The following is a 17,660-nucleotide window of genomic DNA, read 5'->3' as shown; positions in this document are numbered from 1 at the left end:
GCGGCACTTTAGGGTATCAAATCAGCCGAGATATTTTACAAGGGTGGCTCTGACTGCGCCGGCACCTGCGATTTCTTCTTTAAAAAACTCTTCGATTCTCTCTCCGAGACCGATTGAATAGAGGTCTGAGCCAAAGATGTTGACATTGGAAAGAATCGGCTTTAACTTGTCGCCTACAGTCTCAGGCTTTCCGAGCTCGATGCCGCGGAGCGCCTCTGTAAGTGAATCAAGCATAGGATCTGAGGAACGTTCAAATGCTTCGCCCTTATCATTAACACCGAGAAGATATCTGAGCCAGCCGGCAATGGCAAGAGGGATAGCCTCGAGCTTTCTGGCATCGCCGTACTTTCCTACATAGCTCTTTATGGTCTCGCCGTAACGGATACCAACCTTCTGCGAAGTGTCGGTTGCGATACGCTGAGGGGTATCGGGCATGAAGGGGTTAGGGATACGTTCGTTGATGACTTCATTAACAAAGGCTTCAGGTGAAAGGATACCGGGATCGGTAACAACAGGCATACCTTCAACAGGTCCGATCCTGTGAACAAGCTCTTTGAGCTCCTTGTCCTTCATCTCATCTGCAATAAGGTCATAACCAAGAACGCAGCCGTAAACTGCAAGTGCTGTGTGAAGGGGGTTAAGGCAGGTTGTTACCTTCATTCTCTCCACTTTATTAACAGTGTCACGGTCTGTCATATAAACACCGGCCTTCTCGAGTGCGGGACGGCCGTTAGGGAACTTGTCCTCGATAACGAGATACTGGGGACCTTCTGCATTAACAAAAGGTGCGATGTAGGTGCGCTTTCCTGTGATAACAGGTGCCATATCCTCGATGCCAAGCTGCTCAAGCTCCTTTTCCACAGACTCTGCAGGTCTCGGAGTGATCTTGTCGATCATGGACCAAGGGAAGGCTACGAACTTCTCATCCTTAAGGTAAGCGATGAAATCTGCAGGAACAAAACCCTTCTTCTCCCACTCTTCTGCCATTGTTACGATGGAGCTCATGAGCTTCTCACCGTTGTGTGAGCAGTTGTCGCAGCTTACGATGGCAACAGGATACTTTCCGGCTTTGAAACGCTCGAAAAGAAGTGCTGTAACGATGGCCATGGCTGCACCCGGCTTCTCGGGACCGTTGTCGATATCTGCCTGAACAAACGGGAAATACTCGCCGGAAGCATTCTTAAGAGCATAGCCCTTTTCTGTGATGGTAAAGCTTGCCAGCTGGAAATCAGGGTTTGTGAAGATTTCCTTGAGGCGATTCCAGTCAGCAGGTACCTGAGACTGAGCCTTGATGGCTTCGGTAAGGGAACCGATGACCTGCTTCTCTGTTGAGCCGTCAGCCTTTAATGTTACGCCCAGCACAAGATTGTCATAAGGATCATAAATCTTGTCCACTACGTCAAAGTCAAAGGTCTCAACACAGGTGATTCCTTTATCAAGTGCACCTTCCCCGATAAGCTTATCAGCGATTCCGCCAATGAAAATACGGAAAATGTTTCCGATTCCGAAGTGAACCCAGACAGGGGACTTCTTTGTATTCTCTGCAACTTTTTCAATGTCATAGGCAGGGAGCTTTACGCCTGCCTTCTGCCATGCTTCTTTATCCTTTAATCCTTCAAGAGTTAAACGCATTTTAGTTTCCTCCAAGTCTCTTCTCGCTCTTCTCGATTGCTTCCCAAAGTCCCTGAATGTATGTAGCGCCGAGGGCTCTGTCATAGAGTCCGTATCCCGGCATTACGCCTGGCTTACCAACCTCATCCCAGATGTTTCTTCCGTGGTCAGGTCTGATAGGTCCGTCGAAGCCTGTCTCGTAAAGGGCACGAACGATCTCATACATATCGAAGTTTCCGTCGCTGGAAATGTGGCATGCCTCCTGAAAATCATAGTTCTCACGGGAAGTATCATTGAATCTCAGGTTTCTTACGTGAGCGAAATGAATACGGCCCTTAAGTACGCGAATCATGTGAGGAAGATCATTCTCAAGGTTTGTGCCGTAGGAACCTGAACAGAAGGTTACACCGTTGTGAACATCATCAACAGCCTTCATAAGACGAAGGATGTTCTCCTCTGAGTTGATGATTCTTGTGAGGCCGAATACTGACCATGCAGGATCATCCGGGTGGATAGCCATCTTGATATCATACTTGTTACATACCGGCATGATAGCCTTGAGGAAGTATACGAGATTCTCGAAAAGCTTCTCGCCGTCAACATCCTTGTACATATCGAAAAGATCTTTGAGCTTTGCCATACGCTCAGGCTCCCATCCCGGAAGAACTGTGCCCTGTGACATCTTCTCCATGGAAGAAGCAAGGTCATCCGGATTGATGGCATCGATTGCTTTCTGGCTGTAGGCAAGAACTGTGGATCCGTCCGGATTCTTACGTGCAAGCTCTGTTCTTGTCCAGTCAAATACAGGCATGAAATTGTAGCATACAAGGTGAATGTCTTCCTTGCCGAGGTTCTCAAGAGTCTCGATGTAGTTTGCGATATATTTGTCGCGATCCTTGTCACCAACCTTTATGGAATCACAAACGTTAACAGATTCGATTCCGCTGATGTGAAGACCGGAAGCCTCAACCTCTTCCTTTAAAGCATGGATCCTCTCCTGTGACCATACTTCACCGGGAGTCGTATCATAAAGTGTTGTGATAACACCGGTTACTCCGGGAATCTGTCTGATCTGCTGTAAGCTGATAGAATCGAACTTTGAACCATACCAACGAAATGTCATTTCCATAATAAAAATCTCCTTTTGAATAATGCTTTGATAATTGAGGAATAAAAGGTCCTCAAAGTGTATACCAGTTTTTGATGATGCAATAGTAATCCTTTTCGGGAAAAATGTCAATAAAAAAATCATAATCAAATAATCGGTATTATATTAAAATACTATGAAAAGCCAGCATAAATACTGCACATGGAAAAGCTGGTACCAGGATTTTCGATAAATCTGCCATAGGTGCATGAAGATTTGGTAAAATAACGATTACAAATGTATACTACAACCGGAATTTAGCTTTATGACTTGATTTAAATCCGGAATTGATTTATTTTTATCTTGTGATTGTATACAAGTTTGAGGGGGATATTATGAATACAGAAAATAACATGGTTGAGACTCCCAAATTGCCTGAGGAAATACACTATTATTTATGGAACCGGATTGCGACGCTGGAGCTTCGTCCCGGGGTGAAACTCAGTGAGCTTGGTCTTGCTGAACAGTTTAACTGCAGCCGTATTCCTGTAAGAGAAGCTGTCAGACGTCTTAATATAGAAGGCGCTCTTGAATCCCAGCCTCAAAGGGGCAGTTTTGTAAGTAAGATCAATCTTGATAAGGTCAGAAAAGTAAGATATCTAAGGGAAGTTCTTGAAACCAGAGTGGTTCTGGATGCTTTTGATGCCGGACTGCTGGATCCGCTGGTACCTCTTCTTAAGGGCATGATCAATGATCAGAAAACCATGATCTCCTTCAATGAAATGGAGAAACTTACGGAAGCAGATACACTGTTCCATGATTTCTTTTATCATTTGCAGCACAAGGAGTTTGTTCAGGAACATACCGGAAGATATGATATTCATTATATAAGAGCCAGACGCTTTGCTCTCGGAGTGGAAAGAAGCGACGATCAGAAATATGATGACAGCATAAATATTGTTTCCCAGCATGAACGAATTGCAGATGCTATCGAAAGTCATGACAGACAGGCACTAGAGGATGAACTGAAACATCATTTCAGAAATATTAACCATACCCTGGAAAAAGTGTCCGCTAACGAAGAATTTAAGACTCTTTTTGAATCATAATATGACATAAGTGCCATAGCCTATCTTCCGTCTTGTGACGGCACAAAAGTGGTGATGGACTTTCACAAAGCGGCATATTATATAAAAGAAATGATTTTTTGTCCTTTTTTTTATTAAAATTGACCTATTATCAAAAAAATTGTATTATATAAAAGTTGGAGGTTTCGGAACAGACAAATAATTGTTGGAAACCTTTAAACATTTATATTGAAAAAAGTGTAAGGAATAATAGGTCGTTGGCTGACCGGGAAAGAGGTATGATCATGAAAAATTATTTTGATTTAAAGGGAAATGTTGCAATTGTTACAGGCTGTTCAACCGGACTGGGAGTTCAGATGGCAAAGGCACTGGCAAACCAGGGTGCTACTATCGTTCCTGTAGCCCGTCGTCAAGAATTGATTGAGGAAGTGGCAAAGGAACTCACAAAGGAATACGGTGTTGAAGCATTTCCTGTAAGATGTGATATCACTGATACCGAAATGGTTGAAGGTATGATAGACAAGGTTCTTGAGAAATTCGGAAAGATCGATATCGTTATCAACAACGCAGGAACAGGTGCTGTTGCTCCTGCTGAAGATATCACAGATGATCAGTTTGCCAATGAAGTAAACATTGACCTCTTTGGTTCCTTCAAGGTTGCACGTGCGGCTGCCAAGAAGGCTATGATTCCTGCCGGATACGGACGTATCATCAATATAGCTTCAATGTACGGTCTCGTTGGAAATAAGATCGCACCTGCAAGCCCATATCATGCTGCAAAGGGTGGCGTTGTTAACCTTACCAGAGCACTTGCTGCTGAGTGGGGCAAGTACGGCATCACGGTTAATGCCATCTGCCCGGGTTACTTCTGGACACCGCTCACACAGGAGACACTTGATTCCGACTGGTTCAAGGAGTACGCAAAGGGAGCTATCCCTATGGAGCGTTACGGTAAGGAAGGCGAGCTTGATACCACTACTCTTTTCCTTGCATCACCTGCCTCAACCTATGTTAACGGTGTTATGATACCGGTTGACGGCGGATATACATGTATCTAAGATATAATCAAAAATATGTAATGAACGGGCTGCCTTTTAAAGGCAGCCTGTTTTTCAATCATCTTCTTCCATTGAGCTTATATACTCGTTGTACTCTTCTTCCGTTGCGAATCTGATCTTCTGTCCGTTTACTATTCCGACAACACTGTAATTTTCGTAATACATTTTAAATTGCCTCCTTCATAAGACTAATAAGATAAGCATTTTCTCCGATATATAAAATGAGCAGGCGGGAGAAGTATGCCGTTTTTAGCAGTCCATTGAAATCCTTAAAGGTTCTATTTGTTATGGACATATCATAAACCGCCGGGATGACAAAAATTTGTACATAGACAGCGGAACCGGGCGGGGCTATATCCATATCGATCTCTGCGGAACCGCTTATTAATATGCATTAACAGCCAATCAGATTTACATATGAATGTCAGATATTAAGGCTCTAAAAACAGCGTTAATAAATGAGGAGTATAGAAAAGGTTATGAGTAAAGGTCAGGGACCATACATATCATTACAGACTAAATTTGCAGCGCTTATACTTGCCTGCACTTTATTTACGGCGCTTATCATCGGAGGTGTCGGACTGGGTTCTGCTGTATCGATACTGGATAAGGATTCGGCCAGAATTATGGAACTTACCGTCAGCGATGCCGCTAATTATCTCAATAACGCATTGAGAAATATGGCAGAATGTGTAGACGAAGGTTCTTTATATGCCACCACAAAGCTTGTTAATATAAGCAGTCTTGAGGATGCTTTTTATAGAGAGAATTATCTTCTGGAAATGCGACATGTTTTGAATTTCCTGGTGGATAATGACAAATGGATCTACAGTTATTATTTTCAGCTGGATCCTGAAATCTGTAGTGAAGATAATGCTTTTTGTTACAGGAAATCGGTTGCCGGCGGAACCTTTACATTTGTGGAGCCTGTTAATATTTCGGATTATAGTATGGAAGACCCCAGGGTCAGCTGGTATTATCTAGCCAAAGAACAAAAAGCAGGTGTATGGACAAATGTAAAATATGATCCTGAGCTGGATATAAACAAGATTTCATATATTGAGCCTCTGTTTAAAGGCGGAACCTTTATAGGCGCCATAGGAATGGACATAGATTTTTCCGACATCATTGAATATATAGACAATATACAGCCCTATGAAGGAAGTGCGGCTTTCCTTTTAAGCAATAAAGGAACCATCATTTATCATAAGTTTTTGGAGGCGGGAACGAATCTTGGGTCTATCAACAGTGATTTTACAAAGATCTCCCAGCAGATAAGAACCGAGAATAAGAATGAAAAACTTATCACATATGGGTACAGAGGTGAAGTAAGAAAGCTTAACTGGAGAAGCCTTAATAATAATATGAAGCTGGTCCTCACTACTCCCCTTAAGTCTATTCTTGAGGAAAGAAGCAGGCTTACTACACGTATCGTGGCTGCTGCCCTGCTTATAAGTATGCTGTTTTTCGTGCTGACCATGAATATGGTTTACCGGATAATCAAACCTATACAAAAGCTGAGGATATCGGCCTCAAGGATCGCAGAAGGAGATCTGGAGGTTGATCTGCGTCCTGAGTCCAATGATGAGATCGGGGATCTCACCGTCAGCTTTTCCAAAAACGTAATGGTTTTGAAGAGCTATGTTGAACAGATAAAGGGAATCGCCTACATTGATCCTCTGACCGGTGTTAAAAGCAAGGCTGCTTATGAGGAGTATATAAAAACAGTTAAAGATGCGATAAAAAACAGAAAAAAGGCATTATCGATCATCGTGATCGATATCAATAATCTGAAGATCATAAATGATGCCTACGGTCATGCCATGGGGGATAAATATATCATAAACTGCTGCGGATGTTTTTCGGGAAAGTTTATCAACAGTCCAATGTTCCGTATAGGAGGGGATGAGTTCGTGGTATTTCTTTCGGAATCAAGAGACTATAACGAAAGGTATAATATACTTGAATATCTTGAAAATGAAATGAATTTCAGAGCCAAAGCTGATATTCCCGTAGAAGTAAAGGTTTCGGCTGCCTATGGCATAGCGGATTTCGATCCCGTTACTTCACCTGAGGGCATGACCTATGATCAGCTTTTCAATATGGCTGACGAAAATATGTATAAAAAGAAAAAAGAAATGAAAGCTGAAAGAGCATAACTAAAAGGCATATAAGCGTTTGCTTATATGCCTTTGCTATATCTATTGATTATAGCATCGGGGTCCTTCTTGACGCATATGCAGTCGGATGATACGCTAATCGGGCAAATAAATATACGTAGAAGTTATTAGAAAAGTGGTTGTTATAATTTCCTGTTTTGCTTAAACAGCATCCCGGAGATAGACATTGAATTGTTTGATATGATAACCTGCCGAAGGAGTAAAACTCTCAGGAGTCTGTGACGGACGGAGACTAATAACGGAGTGAACTCTGGAGAAGCTCTTTTAGAGTGCCGAAGGTGCAAAGGCTCAGGATTATTCATTGATCCTGCCCCAATCTCTCAGGCAAAAGGACAGAGGGTTAATTTTTTATATTTGTAAACGTGGATATCTGACGGATGCATCCAAGCTTTGATCATGGGATGTATAATCGTTCGTTTGGAAAAGTCAGTTTTCTGAGTTTGCAAATATGTTCAAAATCTTTGTGCTTATCAGCATGATCTTTTGGTCGGATTCGGGTTCGACGAGTTTATTCCTGTTACGTTTCTGTAATTGTATTTCCGTAGGTTTTTGGTTTTATTATCCCGCATTGCCGTTTTTCAGGTGCTGCTGTTTGACCGATGATTTGTCATCGATGCAGGTTTAAGCATTCAGCTGCTCTTACGCTTATCTAAAGCTTCTGACAGCTCTAAGGGGGGAGTATCACAGTGGATAACTTAAACAACATTATCGTTCTTTTGGATGACAAAATCTGGTTTGTTCTTTTGTTCCTTTTGATAGGAAACGGATTGTTTTTCTCAATAAAGACAGGCTTTGTTCAGATCCGAAGATTTCCAAGTGCATGGCATCGAGTATTCGGAAACTTTTCGCTTAAGGGTAATGCCAGTGAAAATGACGGAATGAGTTCATTTCAGGCATTGGCAACCGCTATTGCAGCCCAGGTAGGAACCGGTAATATCGCAGGCTGCGCTACTGCCATTGTGGGCGGAGGCCCCGGTGCAATCTTCTGGATGTGGCTGGCTGCCTTCTTTGGTATGGCTACCATATACGGAGAAGCGGTTCTTGCCCAGAAAACAAAAACAAGAGATGAAAACGGCGAAGTAATCGGAGGTCCGGTTTACTATATTCAGGAAGCCTTCAAGGGAAGTGTCGGAAAGGTGCTTGCAGTATTTTTCGCAGTCATGACTATCCTGTCCCTGGGAATCATGGGAAATATGGTCCAGTCAAATTCCATAAGCGATGCTTTCTTTACAGCCTTCGGAATGCCAAAGTGGGTAGTTGGTATCTTTGTTGCCGTTATTTCAGCATTTATCTTTGTTGGCGGAATCAGCCGTATCGCTTCCTTTACCGAAAAGGTTGTCCCTTTCATGGCCGGTCTCTATGTAGTAGCCTCAGTGATAATGCTTATCATCAATCATGCGAATGTTATCCCGGCCATCGTTTCTATCTTCAGGGGTGCTTTCCAGCCTCAGGCTGTAGTTGGTGCCGGAGCCGGAATCGCTGTTCGTCAGGTTATGCGTCTCGGCGTTGCCCGCGGACTTTTCTCAAACGAAGCAGGTATGGGTTCAACACCTCATGCACATGCTCTTGCAATAGTAAATCGTCCTCAGGAGCAGGGTGAAGTTGCCATGGTTGGCGTATTCATCGATACATTTATCGTTCTTACAATGACAGCTCTTGTTATCCTTTCATCAGGTGTTCTCGGAACGGAAGTACTTTATGCCGGTGATATCACAGGAACCCCTGTGGCACAGCTTGCCTTCACAACAGGTTTTGGCGGCTTCGGCCCGATGTTCGTCGCTATATGTCTTCTGTTCTTCGCCTTTTCGACCATCATCGGATGGTTCTTCTTTGCAAGACAGAACATCACTTTCCTTTTTGGAAAGAAGGCAATCATTCCTTTCGCTGTCATCGACGTAGTATTTATCTTTGCAGGTTCCCTTTTGAAGGTTGACCTTGTATGGAACATGCAGGATCTTTTCAACGGAGTTATGGTTATTCCCAACATCATAGGCCTCATCGCCCTTTCTGGCGAGGTGGCCAAGATGTCAAGGATGAATTCAGATGACAAAAAAGAAGCAAAAAAATAGCATAACAGATATACAGTAAGAGCCGGAGGTTTTCCCTCCGGCTCTTGTTATTTACTGTATAGACTTATGCCATTCCTGGAGTGACATGATGCCGTCATCGCCATTGTCTTGTACGAACTTGATGCCTTCGGCTGCAGCCTTTGCCGCAGCAACAGTGGTGATGTACGGAACCTTTGCCTTGATGGCAGTCTTGCGAAGATAGCTGTCATCGTGGACGCTGTCCTTGCCGATAGGTGAATTGATGACAAGGTCGATGTTTCCGTTTGTGATGAGATCCATGATATTCGGACGGCCCTCGTAAAGCTTCTTAACCTTTTCTGCAGGTATTCCTGCGTCGGTTATAAGCTTATGAGTGTTTTCTGTTGCAACGATATTGAAGCCTGCTGCTGAGTAAAGCTCTGCTATCTCAGCTGCGTAAGCATGATCCTTGGTGTTAAGGGAAATAAGAACTGTGCCCTTGGTAGGAAGCTCTGATTTGGCAGCTTCCTCCGCCTTAAAGAAAGCTTCACCTGTAGTCTTCGCAAGTCCCAACACCTCTCCCGTTGAACGCATCTCAGGTCCGAGGATAGGATCAACTTCAGGGAACATGTTGAATGGGAACACAGCCTCCTTCACACCGTAATATGGAATAGTTTTGTCGGTTAATGCAGGTACCGGTGAAGGTCTTCCGGTTAGCTCTCCGGTGATGATATCCACGGCGATAGGAACCATGCTTATTCCGCAGACCTTTGAAACCAGAGGTACGGTTCTTGAAGCTCTCGGGTTTGCCTCGATAACATATACCTTTCCGTTTTCAATAGCGTACTGCATGTTCATAAGTCCCACAACATGCATCTCTTCCGCAATCTTTCTTGTGTATTCCTTTATGGTCTCCAGATTATCCTCCGGAATGTGCTTTGAAGGCACGATGCAGGCTGAGTCACCTGAATGTATACCTGCAAGCTCGATGTGCTCCATAACAGCCGGAACATAAGCATTAACACCATCACTGATGGCATCGGCCTCACACTCCATGGCGTTGTTAAGGAAACGGTCGATGAGGATAGGCCTGTCCGGGGTGACTCCGATGGCAGCACTCATATAGTCGCGGAGACTTTCGTCGTCGTATACCACTTCCATGCCGCGGCCGCCAAGTACGAAGGAAGGACGAACCATGACGGGATATCCGATTTTGTGGGCATTGTCTAATGCTTCCTCAACAGTGGTAGCCATGCCGGCTTCAGGCATCGGAATGCCAAGCTTATCCATCATTGCGCGGAAAAGATCGCGGTCCTCCGCAAGGTCAATGACTTCCGGAGTTGTTCCCAGGATTTTTACGCCGTTTTTCTTCAGGCTGTCAGCAAGATTAAGCGGTGTCTGTCCTCCGAACTGGGCGATGACACCAACAGGATTTTCCTTCCTGTAAATGCTGAGAACGTCCTCAAGGGTGAGGGGCTCGAAGTAAAGCTTGTCAGAGGTGTCATAGTCTGTAGACACGGTCTCGGGATTGCAGTTTACTATGATGGTCTCAAAGCCAAGCTTTTTCAGAGACTGGGCAGCGTGTACACAGCAGTAGTCGAACTCGATACCCTGTCCGATACGGTTGGGTCCGCCGCCAAGGATCATTACCTTCGGGCGGTCAGTGCTTACCTTGTCATTGTCCTGTCCGATGTAGGTGCTGTAGTAGTAAGAGCTGTCTTCTGTTCCGCTTACATGCACGGAATCCCAGTTTTCCGTAACGCCGATTGCTTCACGGCGGTTTCTGATATCGTCTTCGGAAATCTCCAGGATCTTCGCAAGATACTTATCTGAGAAGCCATCCTTTTTAGCCTGAGTGAGTGCCTCGTCGGAAGGAACATTACCCTTGTTTTTAAGAAGCTCCTCTTCTTCCTCCACCAGCTCTTTCATCTGTTCGATGAAGTATTTCTTGACCTTTGTAAGCTCGAAGATCTCATCCACGGTTGCACCCTTACGAAGGGCTTCATACATGATGAAATGTCTTTCGCTTGAGGGTGTGATAAGGAGCTTAAGGAGCTCATCCTTTGTAAGCTCATTGAAATTCTTTACAAAACCAAGGCCGAAGCGGTCTTTCTCGAGAGAACGGATGGCCTTCTGGAAAGCTTCCTTATAGTTCTTTCCGATACTCATGACCTCGCCTACGGCACGCATCTGTGTGCCCAGCTTATCTTCAACACCCTTGAACTTTTCAAAAGCCCAGCGTGCAAACTTGACAACCACGTAATCTCCGTCGGGAACGTATTTGTCGAGAGTTCCGTATTTTCCGCAGGGAAGCTCGCTTAAGGTGAGACCTGTTGCCAGCTTTGCAGACACAAGGGCGATGGGGAAACCTGTAGCCTTTGAAGCAAGAGCTGATGATCTGGAGGTTCTGGGATTGATCTCGATAACTACTATTCTGTCTGAAACCGGATCGTGGGCGAACTGAACATTGGTGCCGCCGATAACTCCGATATGCTCTACGATCTTGTAGGCCTGTCTCTGGAGCTCATCCTGCAGATCCTTTGAAATGGTAAGGAAAGGTGCTGTACAGAAGGAGTCACCGGTGTGAATGCCTACGGGGTCAACATTTTCGATGAAGCAGATGGTGATCATGTTGTTGTCTTTATCGCGGACAACCTCAAGCTCCAGTTCTTCCCATCCAAGAATGGATTCTTCTACCAGAACCTGATGGATGAGACTGGCCTGAAGACCTCTTGCACAAACTGTCTTAAGCTCATCCCTGTTGTAAACGAGACCGCCGCCTGCGCCGCCCATGGTATAGGCCGGACGGAGAACCACAGGATAACCGAGCTCATCAGCTATCTTAAGAGCTTCTTCAACGCTGTAGGCAACCTCACTTCTGGCCATGTCCACACCGAGCTTGTTCATGGTTTCCTTAAACTCGATACGGTCTTCGCCACGCTCAATGGCATCCACCTGTACTCCGATTACCTTAACACCATACTTGTCAAGGATACCTTCCTTATAAAGTTCGGAGCAGAGGTTGAGACCTGACTGTCCGCCCAGGTTAGGGAGCAATGCATCCGGTCTCTCTTTTGCGATGATCTGCTCGACTCTGTTGACATTTAAGGGTTCGATATATGTAATGTCAGCCATCTCGGGGTCTGTCATGATAGTGGCAGGATTTGAGTTGACAAGAACGATCTCATAGCCAAGGCTTCTCAGTGCTTTGCAGGCCTGGGTTCCGGAATAGTCGAACTCACAGGCCTGTCCGATTACGATGGGACCTGAACCTATGATAAGGATCTTGTGTATATCTGTTCTCTGTGGCATGTATATTCCTCCGTATAAATAAACATTTCTGAATGATTATAGCATTAATTATGCATAAATATACCCATAAAATGTATTTTTATCAAATTATATAAAAATATGCATTATTGTATGTCATAAATGGCAATCTCGTTTATTCACAAAAAGTCCCTGAAGGAGTCCATAAAATAACGTGTTTAACCATGATTACTCCTTTTTGCTGATGTGATAAATTACCGAATTGGAGCGCCCGGCACAAAGTGCTCATGGGCACTAAACTATTATATAAAAAAACAGAAGTAATGTGTAAAAAAAATAAACAGGAGCTGCAGACACATTCAAAATATGTTTTCTTCTATGGTATAATTGTATATGTGTACTCAAGGCAACAAAATAAACCATAGTTATCGGCAGTATCAGCTGCCGGTGATCGGTATCATTTTTGTATTCCGGTGATCGGTACCGTTTTCGTATGTGGGTGATCGGTATCATTTTCTTATTGATATATTTGAGAGACTGTGATATGGGAAAATTCAAGAGTTCCTTTGTTGAGATTGATAAAAACTTAAATATCATGCACTGCAGCGAGAGTTTTCTTGCTTATACCGGCCAAAGCAGCGTGGATGATCTTAGTATGCTCGTTCCATCCACGGATCTGACCGGCCTTAGGGATGAAATACATGCCCTGGAGCCGGGGCAGTCGACTCTTTCATGCTTCAGAGTGCGGAATATTGACGGTGTCCTGTCATGGTTTGCGGCAACAATAGAAAAACCTGTAAACCCCGATGACAATATAAAGGTGTATCTTTCAGACATTCAATCCATGAAAAACGATGTTGAGGAAGAATGCTACGACAAGATGACCGGTGTATACACCAAGAGTGCCATTATTGAGTATGCCCAAAACCTTATGCATAAGTCTCCTCCCGGGCATTTTTACTTTTGCCTGATGGATATCGACAATTTTAAATCAGTTAACGATTCCTTAGGGCACATGGCCGGAGATGATGTGATCATAGAAGTGGCAAAGTCTGCAAAGAAATATGTGGGTGACAAGGGCGCTGTCGGAAGGATCGGTGGTGACGAATTTATGCTTGTTCTGGAAAAGGTCAATACAGAACCGAAGCTTCGTGAGATTCTGAGGGCAATCAGATATGATATCCGTGAGAAATACATGGATGAAAAAGCAAATAAGACCGTAACGATTTCAATGGGCGGAGCTCTTTTCCCAGATAATGCAAAGGATTATGACAGCATGTTCCAGCTTTCGGACAAGATGCTCTATCTTGCCAAGACAAAGGGCAAGGATCGCTATATCATTTACACTCCCCATATCCACGGAAACATTCTGTATGACGGTAAGGTTATGACCATCGCCCAGCATATGATCATCAATAATCAAAAGAGTGATGTGATCATGGAGCTGATGGATAAGTTCATGATGAGAAGAACCCTTTCGTTAAATACGGCACTTGAGAAGATTTTGGTCACTTATAACCTTGATGAGGTCTTCTTCCTTGGAGAGGATGATCTTACATCCTCCTTCGGTTTAAAGAAAATCACTGATGATGCCGTCGGAAACAGTTTTGAAATTGACAGTCTGGATCTGTCTTCAACTGTCCCTGAGGATTTTCATCCTATGTTTGATACCTACCCTGTCAAAGTAGTCAACATGTTTGATCTGCAAAGGGATAATTATCACAGGTTTGCCTCATTTATGGTGGATAATTGCTTTCGTGTTCTTGTGGTGTATCATATGACTCTGACACAGAGGGGCGGCTATATCATATTTGTCAGCAATATAACCAGCTCCTGCAGACTGTCGGAAACGGATTTCGCAGACCTGACTTACTTTTCAAGAATGGTAGAATTAAGCGGCCAGTGCCCATGATAAGCACCGACCGCTTTTCTGTAGATATATAATAGCCGATTAGATTGACATCTGTGTGTCAGATATAAATGGCGGAAAGCATGCATTTATAGATGAGGAGAAAATCTACCATTTCAGTTATCCACCGGGGACGGTTCTCGCCGGCGAGAACCGTCCCCGGTGGGTCTGAAAACTACCATTTCATGGCATCGACGGCAGCGCGTTCTACTGCGATTCCGTCTTTGTAATGCTGTGTGAAGGTTTCAAAGCCTTCTACATCGGCAGGATCCGGTGAAACTGTGGTTCCGGACTGGTCTGCGAATATTTCCTTTGCAAGGAAATCACCCAGGCTTCCGGCATCCTTGCCGCGGAGCATGTAAAGGGCCAGTAGCGCTTCACCCCATGGACCGCCTTCGCTTGCGGTATCCATAACGGTTACCGGAGCATTGACAGCCGCAGCAAGATAATTCTGGGCAACGCCCTTTGTCTTGAAGAGACCGCCGTGACCGGTAATGCTCTTGACCGGCACCTTCTCATCCTTCAAAAGGATGTCCAGACCGAGCTTTACAGCTCCGAGAGAGGTGTAGAGATGGGCTCTCATGAAGTTTGCAAGATTGAACTTACTGTCCAGAGTGCGGGCAAATAAAGGTCTTCCTTCATTTAAGTGAGTGATGCCCTCTCCCGAGAAATAACCGTAAGGCAGAAGTCCACCGCAGTCTTTGTCACCATTTAAAGAATTGGTGTAGAGCTTGCCGTACAGATCACCCAAGTCAACGGTATATCCCATAAGCTCTGAGAATTCTTTAAAGAGATTCACCCAGGCATTGAGATCCGAGGTTCCGTTATTTGCATGAGACATTGCAACAGGATATCCGTCGGGAGTTGTAACCATATCGATCTCGCGATATAGCTTTGACAGCTTCTTGTCCTGTGAAAGTACCAGCATGGCAAAGGTACTTGTGCCGGCGGAAACATTACCCGTGCCGGGAGCTACGGAGTTGGTAGCCACCATGCCGGTTCCGGCGTCTCCCTCGGGAGGACACATGGGTACGCCTGCCCTCAGGGTGCCGGTCTCATCCAGAAGCTTTGCACCTTCTTCTGTTAATGCTCCTGCCTGCTCACCTGCCACAAGAACTTTGGGAAGAATATCCCGAAGAGTCCATGTATACCCCTTGTCTTTTATGAGAGCATCGAACTTTGCCACCATCTCCTCATCATAGTCAAGCTTCTCTGAATCAATCGGGAAGATTCCCGCTGCATCGCCTATGCCGGTAACCTTCTCTCCTGTGAGTTCCCAGTGAATAAAGGAATCAAGTGTTGTTACAAAGGAGAAATCTTTTACGAAGCTTCTTCCCTCCAGAACCATCTGGTAGATGTGTGAGATGGTCCAGCGAAGAGGGATGTTGAACTGAAATTTTTTCGTAAGTGCATCAGCTGCCTGCTCTGTGTTACTGTTTCGCCAGGTCTCAAAAGGACTGAGAAGTTTTCCGCCCTTGTCGAAGGCCAGGATTCCATGCATCATGGCACTGATTCCCAGGGCACCGTAGGTTTCAGGCACTACGTCATACTGCTCTTTTACTGATTTCACTAAAGAACTGTAGCATCTCCGAAGTCCGCTATGGATATCTTCCATAGTATAGGTCCAGATGTCATTTACCAGTCTGTTTTCCCAGTCGTGGAATCCGATGGCGAGAACGTGCCCCTTATCATCCGTAAGTACTGCCTTTATTCTGGTTGAACCAAACTCTATGCCAAGAGCCGTCTTTCCTTCCAGTATTTTTTCTTTTGCACCCATAATTTTTTATACCCTCTCTTCTCATCTATTAACGTTTTTTGACGTATAGATACCAATCTAATCGGTTCTACAAACCAAACTAATTTGTAAAAGATCAGAGGGTGAACCACTAACTCCGTCCCTATGGTCCACCGGCTGAACTTTTACGTTTATTTCTGAGATACAGATTTATCAAGCTCCCAGATGAAGGAGATCTGCCTCGGTTGTATCCTCGCCGATAGTTACAAGCTCTGTGCCTGTAAGCTTTGCGAAAAGGGCGATATCAGCTCTTGTTAATGCTGTTGATATGACGCTGTGATGAGCTCCGCCTGCGTAGCACCAGCCCTCGGTACCGATCTCAAAGTTTGGCTTATGACGGAACATGATACGGGCAACCGGAAGCTTAGGCATGGGCGCTGCCTGCTTTACAAGCTCGATATCTGCGCAGATGATACGGAAACGGTCTCCCATATCCACCATGGTTACCTGAATTGCGTCGCCGGTTACTCCGTCAAATACAAGACGTGCCGGATCTTCCTTTCCGCCGATGCCCAGAGGATGAACCTGGATCTCAGGCTTTGTTGCTGCAAATGCAGGCGGTACCTCCAGCATGTGAGAAGCAAGCTCCACCTCCTGACCTTCTGTAAGGTCATAGGTGTAATCCTCGATGAATCCGGTAGCACCTTTTCTTGATTCTGCCATCTTCATGAGAACAGCGGATAATGCAGAGATTTTGTAGTCTCCCTCAGGTCCGAAACCAACGCCCTTAGCCATAAGGTTCTGTGCTGCGATGCCCGGAAGCTGCTTAAGATTGTGAAGATCCTGGAAGGTATCTGCAAAGGCACCGATGTGATTCTTTTCAAGGAACTTATCGAGAGCCACCTCCATCTTTGCCTGTTCACGAACAGAAGCCACATTATCGGTCTTCATGGTGTAGTTTGCCTCGTACTCTGCCATTTTTGCATCTACTTCACTATCAGAGACATCGGCCATGATCTTAACCAGATCGCCGATGCCGAAATAATTGCACTCCCAGCCGTAACGGATCTGTGATTCTACACGATCGCCGTCTGTAACAGCAACTTCACGCATGTTGTTTCCGAAGGATGCAACCTTTAAATGATGTGAGTAGTCAATGGCCTTCGCAACCTCTGCAAACTGACGGATCTTTTTGAGGACACTTTCATTCTTGTAGTAACCGGCCACAACTTCGTGCGGGATTCCGAGACGTGCTACGATGAAGCCGTACTCGCGGTCGCCGTGAGCTGACTGGTTAAGGTTCATAAAGTCCATGTCAATGCTGTCATAGGGAAGCTTCTCATTATGCTGTGTGTGAAGGTGTAAAAGAGGCTTACGAAGCTCCTGAAGTCCCTTGATCCACATCTTGGCCGGTGAAAAGGTGTGCATCCAGGTGATGACACCAACACAGTCGTCATCAACGGATGCCTTACGGAGATCCTCAATGCAGGTCTCTGAATCAACAACTGTAGGCAGGAGCTCTACAGATACGATCTCCTGAAGGTTTTCGTTTAAAAATGATGCCATATCGGCAGCATCTGCTGCAACCTGACGGAGACATTCGTCTCCGTAGAGATCCTGACTGCCGACTACAAAATATAATTTCTTCATAATTCTTCCTTCTTTCTGATTACATCTGCCGTTTAAATTTCGCTT

The 17,660-nt window shown here is 44.8% G+C and carries 10 protein-coding genes and 1 riboswitch; of the genes, 5 read left to right on the top strand and 5 right to left on the bottom strand.

Translation table 11 applies throughout. The annotated features are described in order from the left end of the window. Positions 1-21: 21 nt before the first annotated feature. Complete coding sequence (locus G625_RS0103600) at positions 22-1,632, bottom strand: mannitol dehydrogenase family protein (RefSeq protein WP_029200021.1); 1,611 nt, start codon at positions 1,630-1,632, stop codon at positions 22-24. A gap of 1 nt (position 1,633) precedes the next feature. Continuing rightward, on the bottom strand, positions 1,634-2,740 hold the full coding sequence (gene uxuA / locus G625_RS0103595) for a mannonate dehydratase (RefSeq protein WP_029200020.1): 1,107 nt from the start codon (positions 2,738-2,740) through the stop codon (positions 1,634-1,636). A gap of 353 nt (positions 2,741-3,093) precedes the next feature. Here uxuA and G625_RS18190 point away from each other — a divergent pair, with 353 nt between their 5' ends. The 4 genes from G625_RS18190 to G625_RS0103565 all read left to right on the top strand — a co-directional run bounded on the left by G625_RS18190 (position 3,094) and on the right by G625_RS0103565 (position 9,093). Further along, positions 3,094-3,807, top strand: coding sequence for a GntR family transcriptional regulator (locus G625_RS18190; RefSeq protein ID WP_049895662.1), 714 nt, complete (start codon positions 3,094-3,096; stop codon positions 3,805-3,807). Positions 3,808-4,070: 263 nt separating this feature from the next. After that, entirely contained in the window at positions 4,071-4,844 is a 774-nt protein-coding gene (locus G625_RS0103585) for an SDR family oxidoreductase (RefSeq protein WP_242826585.1), read from the top strand. Positions 4,845-5,323: 479 nt separating this feature from the next. After that, on the top strand, positions 5,324-7,003 hold the full coding sequence (locus tag G625_RS0103570; RefSeq protein ID WP_029200017.1) for a sensor domain-containing diguanylate cyclase: 1,680 nt from the start codon (positions 5,324-5,326) through the stop codon (positions 7,001-7,003). 261 nt (positions 7,004-7,264) lie between these two features. Further along, positions 7,265-7,370, top strand: a riboswitch (glycine riboswitch). Between the two features lie 340 nt (positions 7,371-7,710). Further along, the gene (locus tag G625_RS0103565; protein WP_029200016.1) at positions 7,711-9,093 is read left to right on the top strand and encodes an alanine/glycine:cation symporter family protein; all 1,383 of its coding nucleotides are present in this window, start codon (positions 7,711-7,713) and stop codon (positions 9,091-9,093) included. Positions 9,094-9,144: 51 nt separating this feature from the next. Here the strand turns inward: G625_RS0103565 and carB are convergent, their stop codons facing one another. Then, complete coding sequence (gene carB / locus G625_RS0103560) at positions 9,145-12,363, bottom strand: carbamoyl-phosphate synthase large subunit (protein ID WP_029200015.1); 3,219 nt, start codon at positions 12,361-12,363, stop codon at positions 9,145-9,147. A 502-nt stretch (positions 12,364-12,865) separates the two neighbouring features. On the opposite strand from carB, the gene G625_RS0103555 reads away from it, so the two are divergent. Next, positions 12,866-14,233 carry a GGDEF domain-containing protein gene (locus G625_RS0103555; protein WP_029200014.1) on the top strand — a complete coding sequence of 456 codons (1,368 nt, stop codon included), beginning with the start codon at positions 12,866-12,868 and terminating at the stop codon, positions 14,231-14,233. Positions 14,234-14,405: 172 nt separating this feature from the next. Here the strand turns inward: G625_RS0103555 and G625_RS0103550 are convergent, their stop codons facing one another. After that, a complete protein-coding gene (locus G625_RS0103550; RefSeq protein ID WP_029200013.1) occupies positions 14,406-16,007 on the bottom strand; it encodes a xylulokinase in 1,602 nt (533 codons plus the stop codon). 171 nt (positions 16,008-16,178) lie between these two features. After that, positions 16,179-17,615, bottom strand: a complete 1,437-nt coding sequence (araA, locus tag G625_RS0103545) for an L-arabinose isomerase (protein WP_029200012.1) — start codon at positions 17,613-17,615, stop codon at positions 16,179-16,181. Positions 17,616-17,660 lie beyond the last annotated feature (45 nt).

The organism is Oribacterium sp. NK2B42, assembly GCF_000424445.1.
Lineage (GTDB): Bacteria > Bacillota > Clostridia > Lachnospirales > Lachnospiraceae > Oribacterium.
This window is presented reverse-complemented; position numbering and strand designations above follow the sequence as displayed.

Coding starts and splice junctions, on each gene's coding strand:
- G625_RS0103570 (WP_029200017.1), top strand. CDS start 5,324: ATGAGTAAAGGTCAGGGACCATACATATCATTACAGACTAAATTTGCA.
- G625_RS0103550 (WP_029200013.1), bottom strand. CDS start 16,007: ATGGGTGCAAAAGAAAAAATACTGGAAGGAAAGACGGCTCTTGGCATA.
- carB (WP_029200015.1), bottom strand. CDS start 12,363: ATGCCACAGAGAACAGATATACACAAGATCCTTATCATAGGTTCAGGT.
- G625_RS0103585 (WP_242826585.1), top strand. CDS start 4,071: ATGAAAAATTATTTTGATTTAAAGGGAAATGTTGCAATTGTTACAGGC.
- G625_RS0103600 (WP_029200021.1), bottom strand. CDS start 1,632: ATGCGTTTAACTCTTGAAGGATTAAAGGATAAAGAAGCATGGCAGAAG.
- uxuA (WP_029200020.1), bottom strand. CDS start 2,740: ATGGAAATGACATTTCGTTGGTATGGTTCAAAGTTCGATTCTATCAGC.
- G625_RS0103555 (WP_029200014.1), top strand. CDS start 12,866: ATGGGAAAATTCAAGAGTTCCTTTGTTGAGATTGATAAAAACTTAAAT.
- G625_RS18190 (WP_049895662.1), top strand. CDS start 3,094: ATGAATACAGAAAATAACATGGTTGAGACTCCCAAATTGCCTGAGGAA.
- araA (WP_029200012.1), bottom strand. CDS start 17,615: ATGAAGAAATTATATTTTGTAGTCGGCAGTCAGGATCTCTACGGAGAC.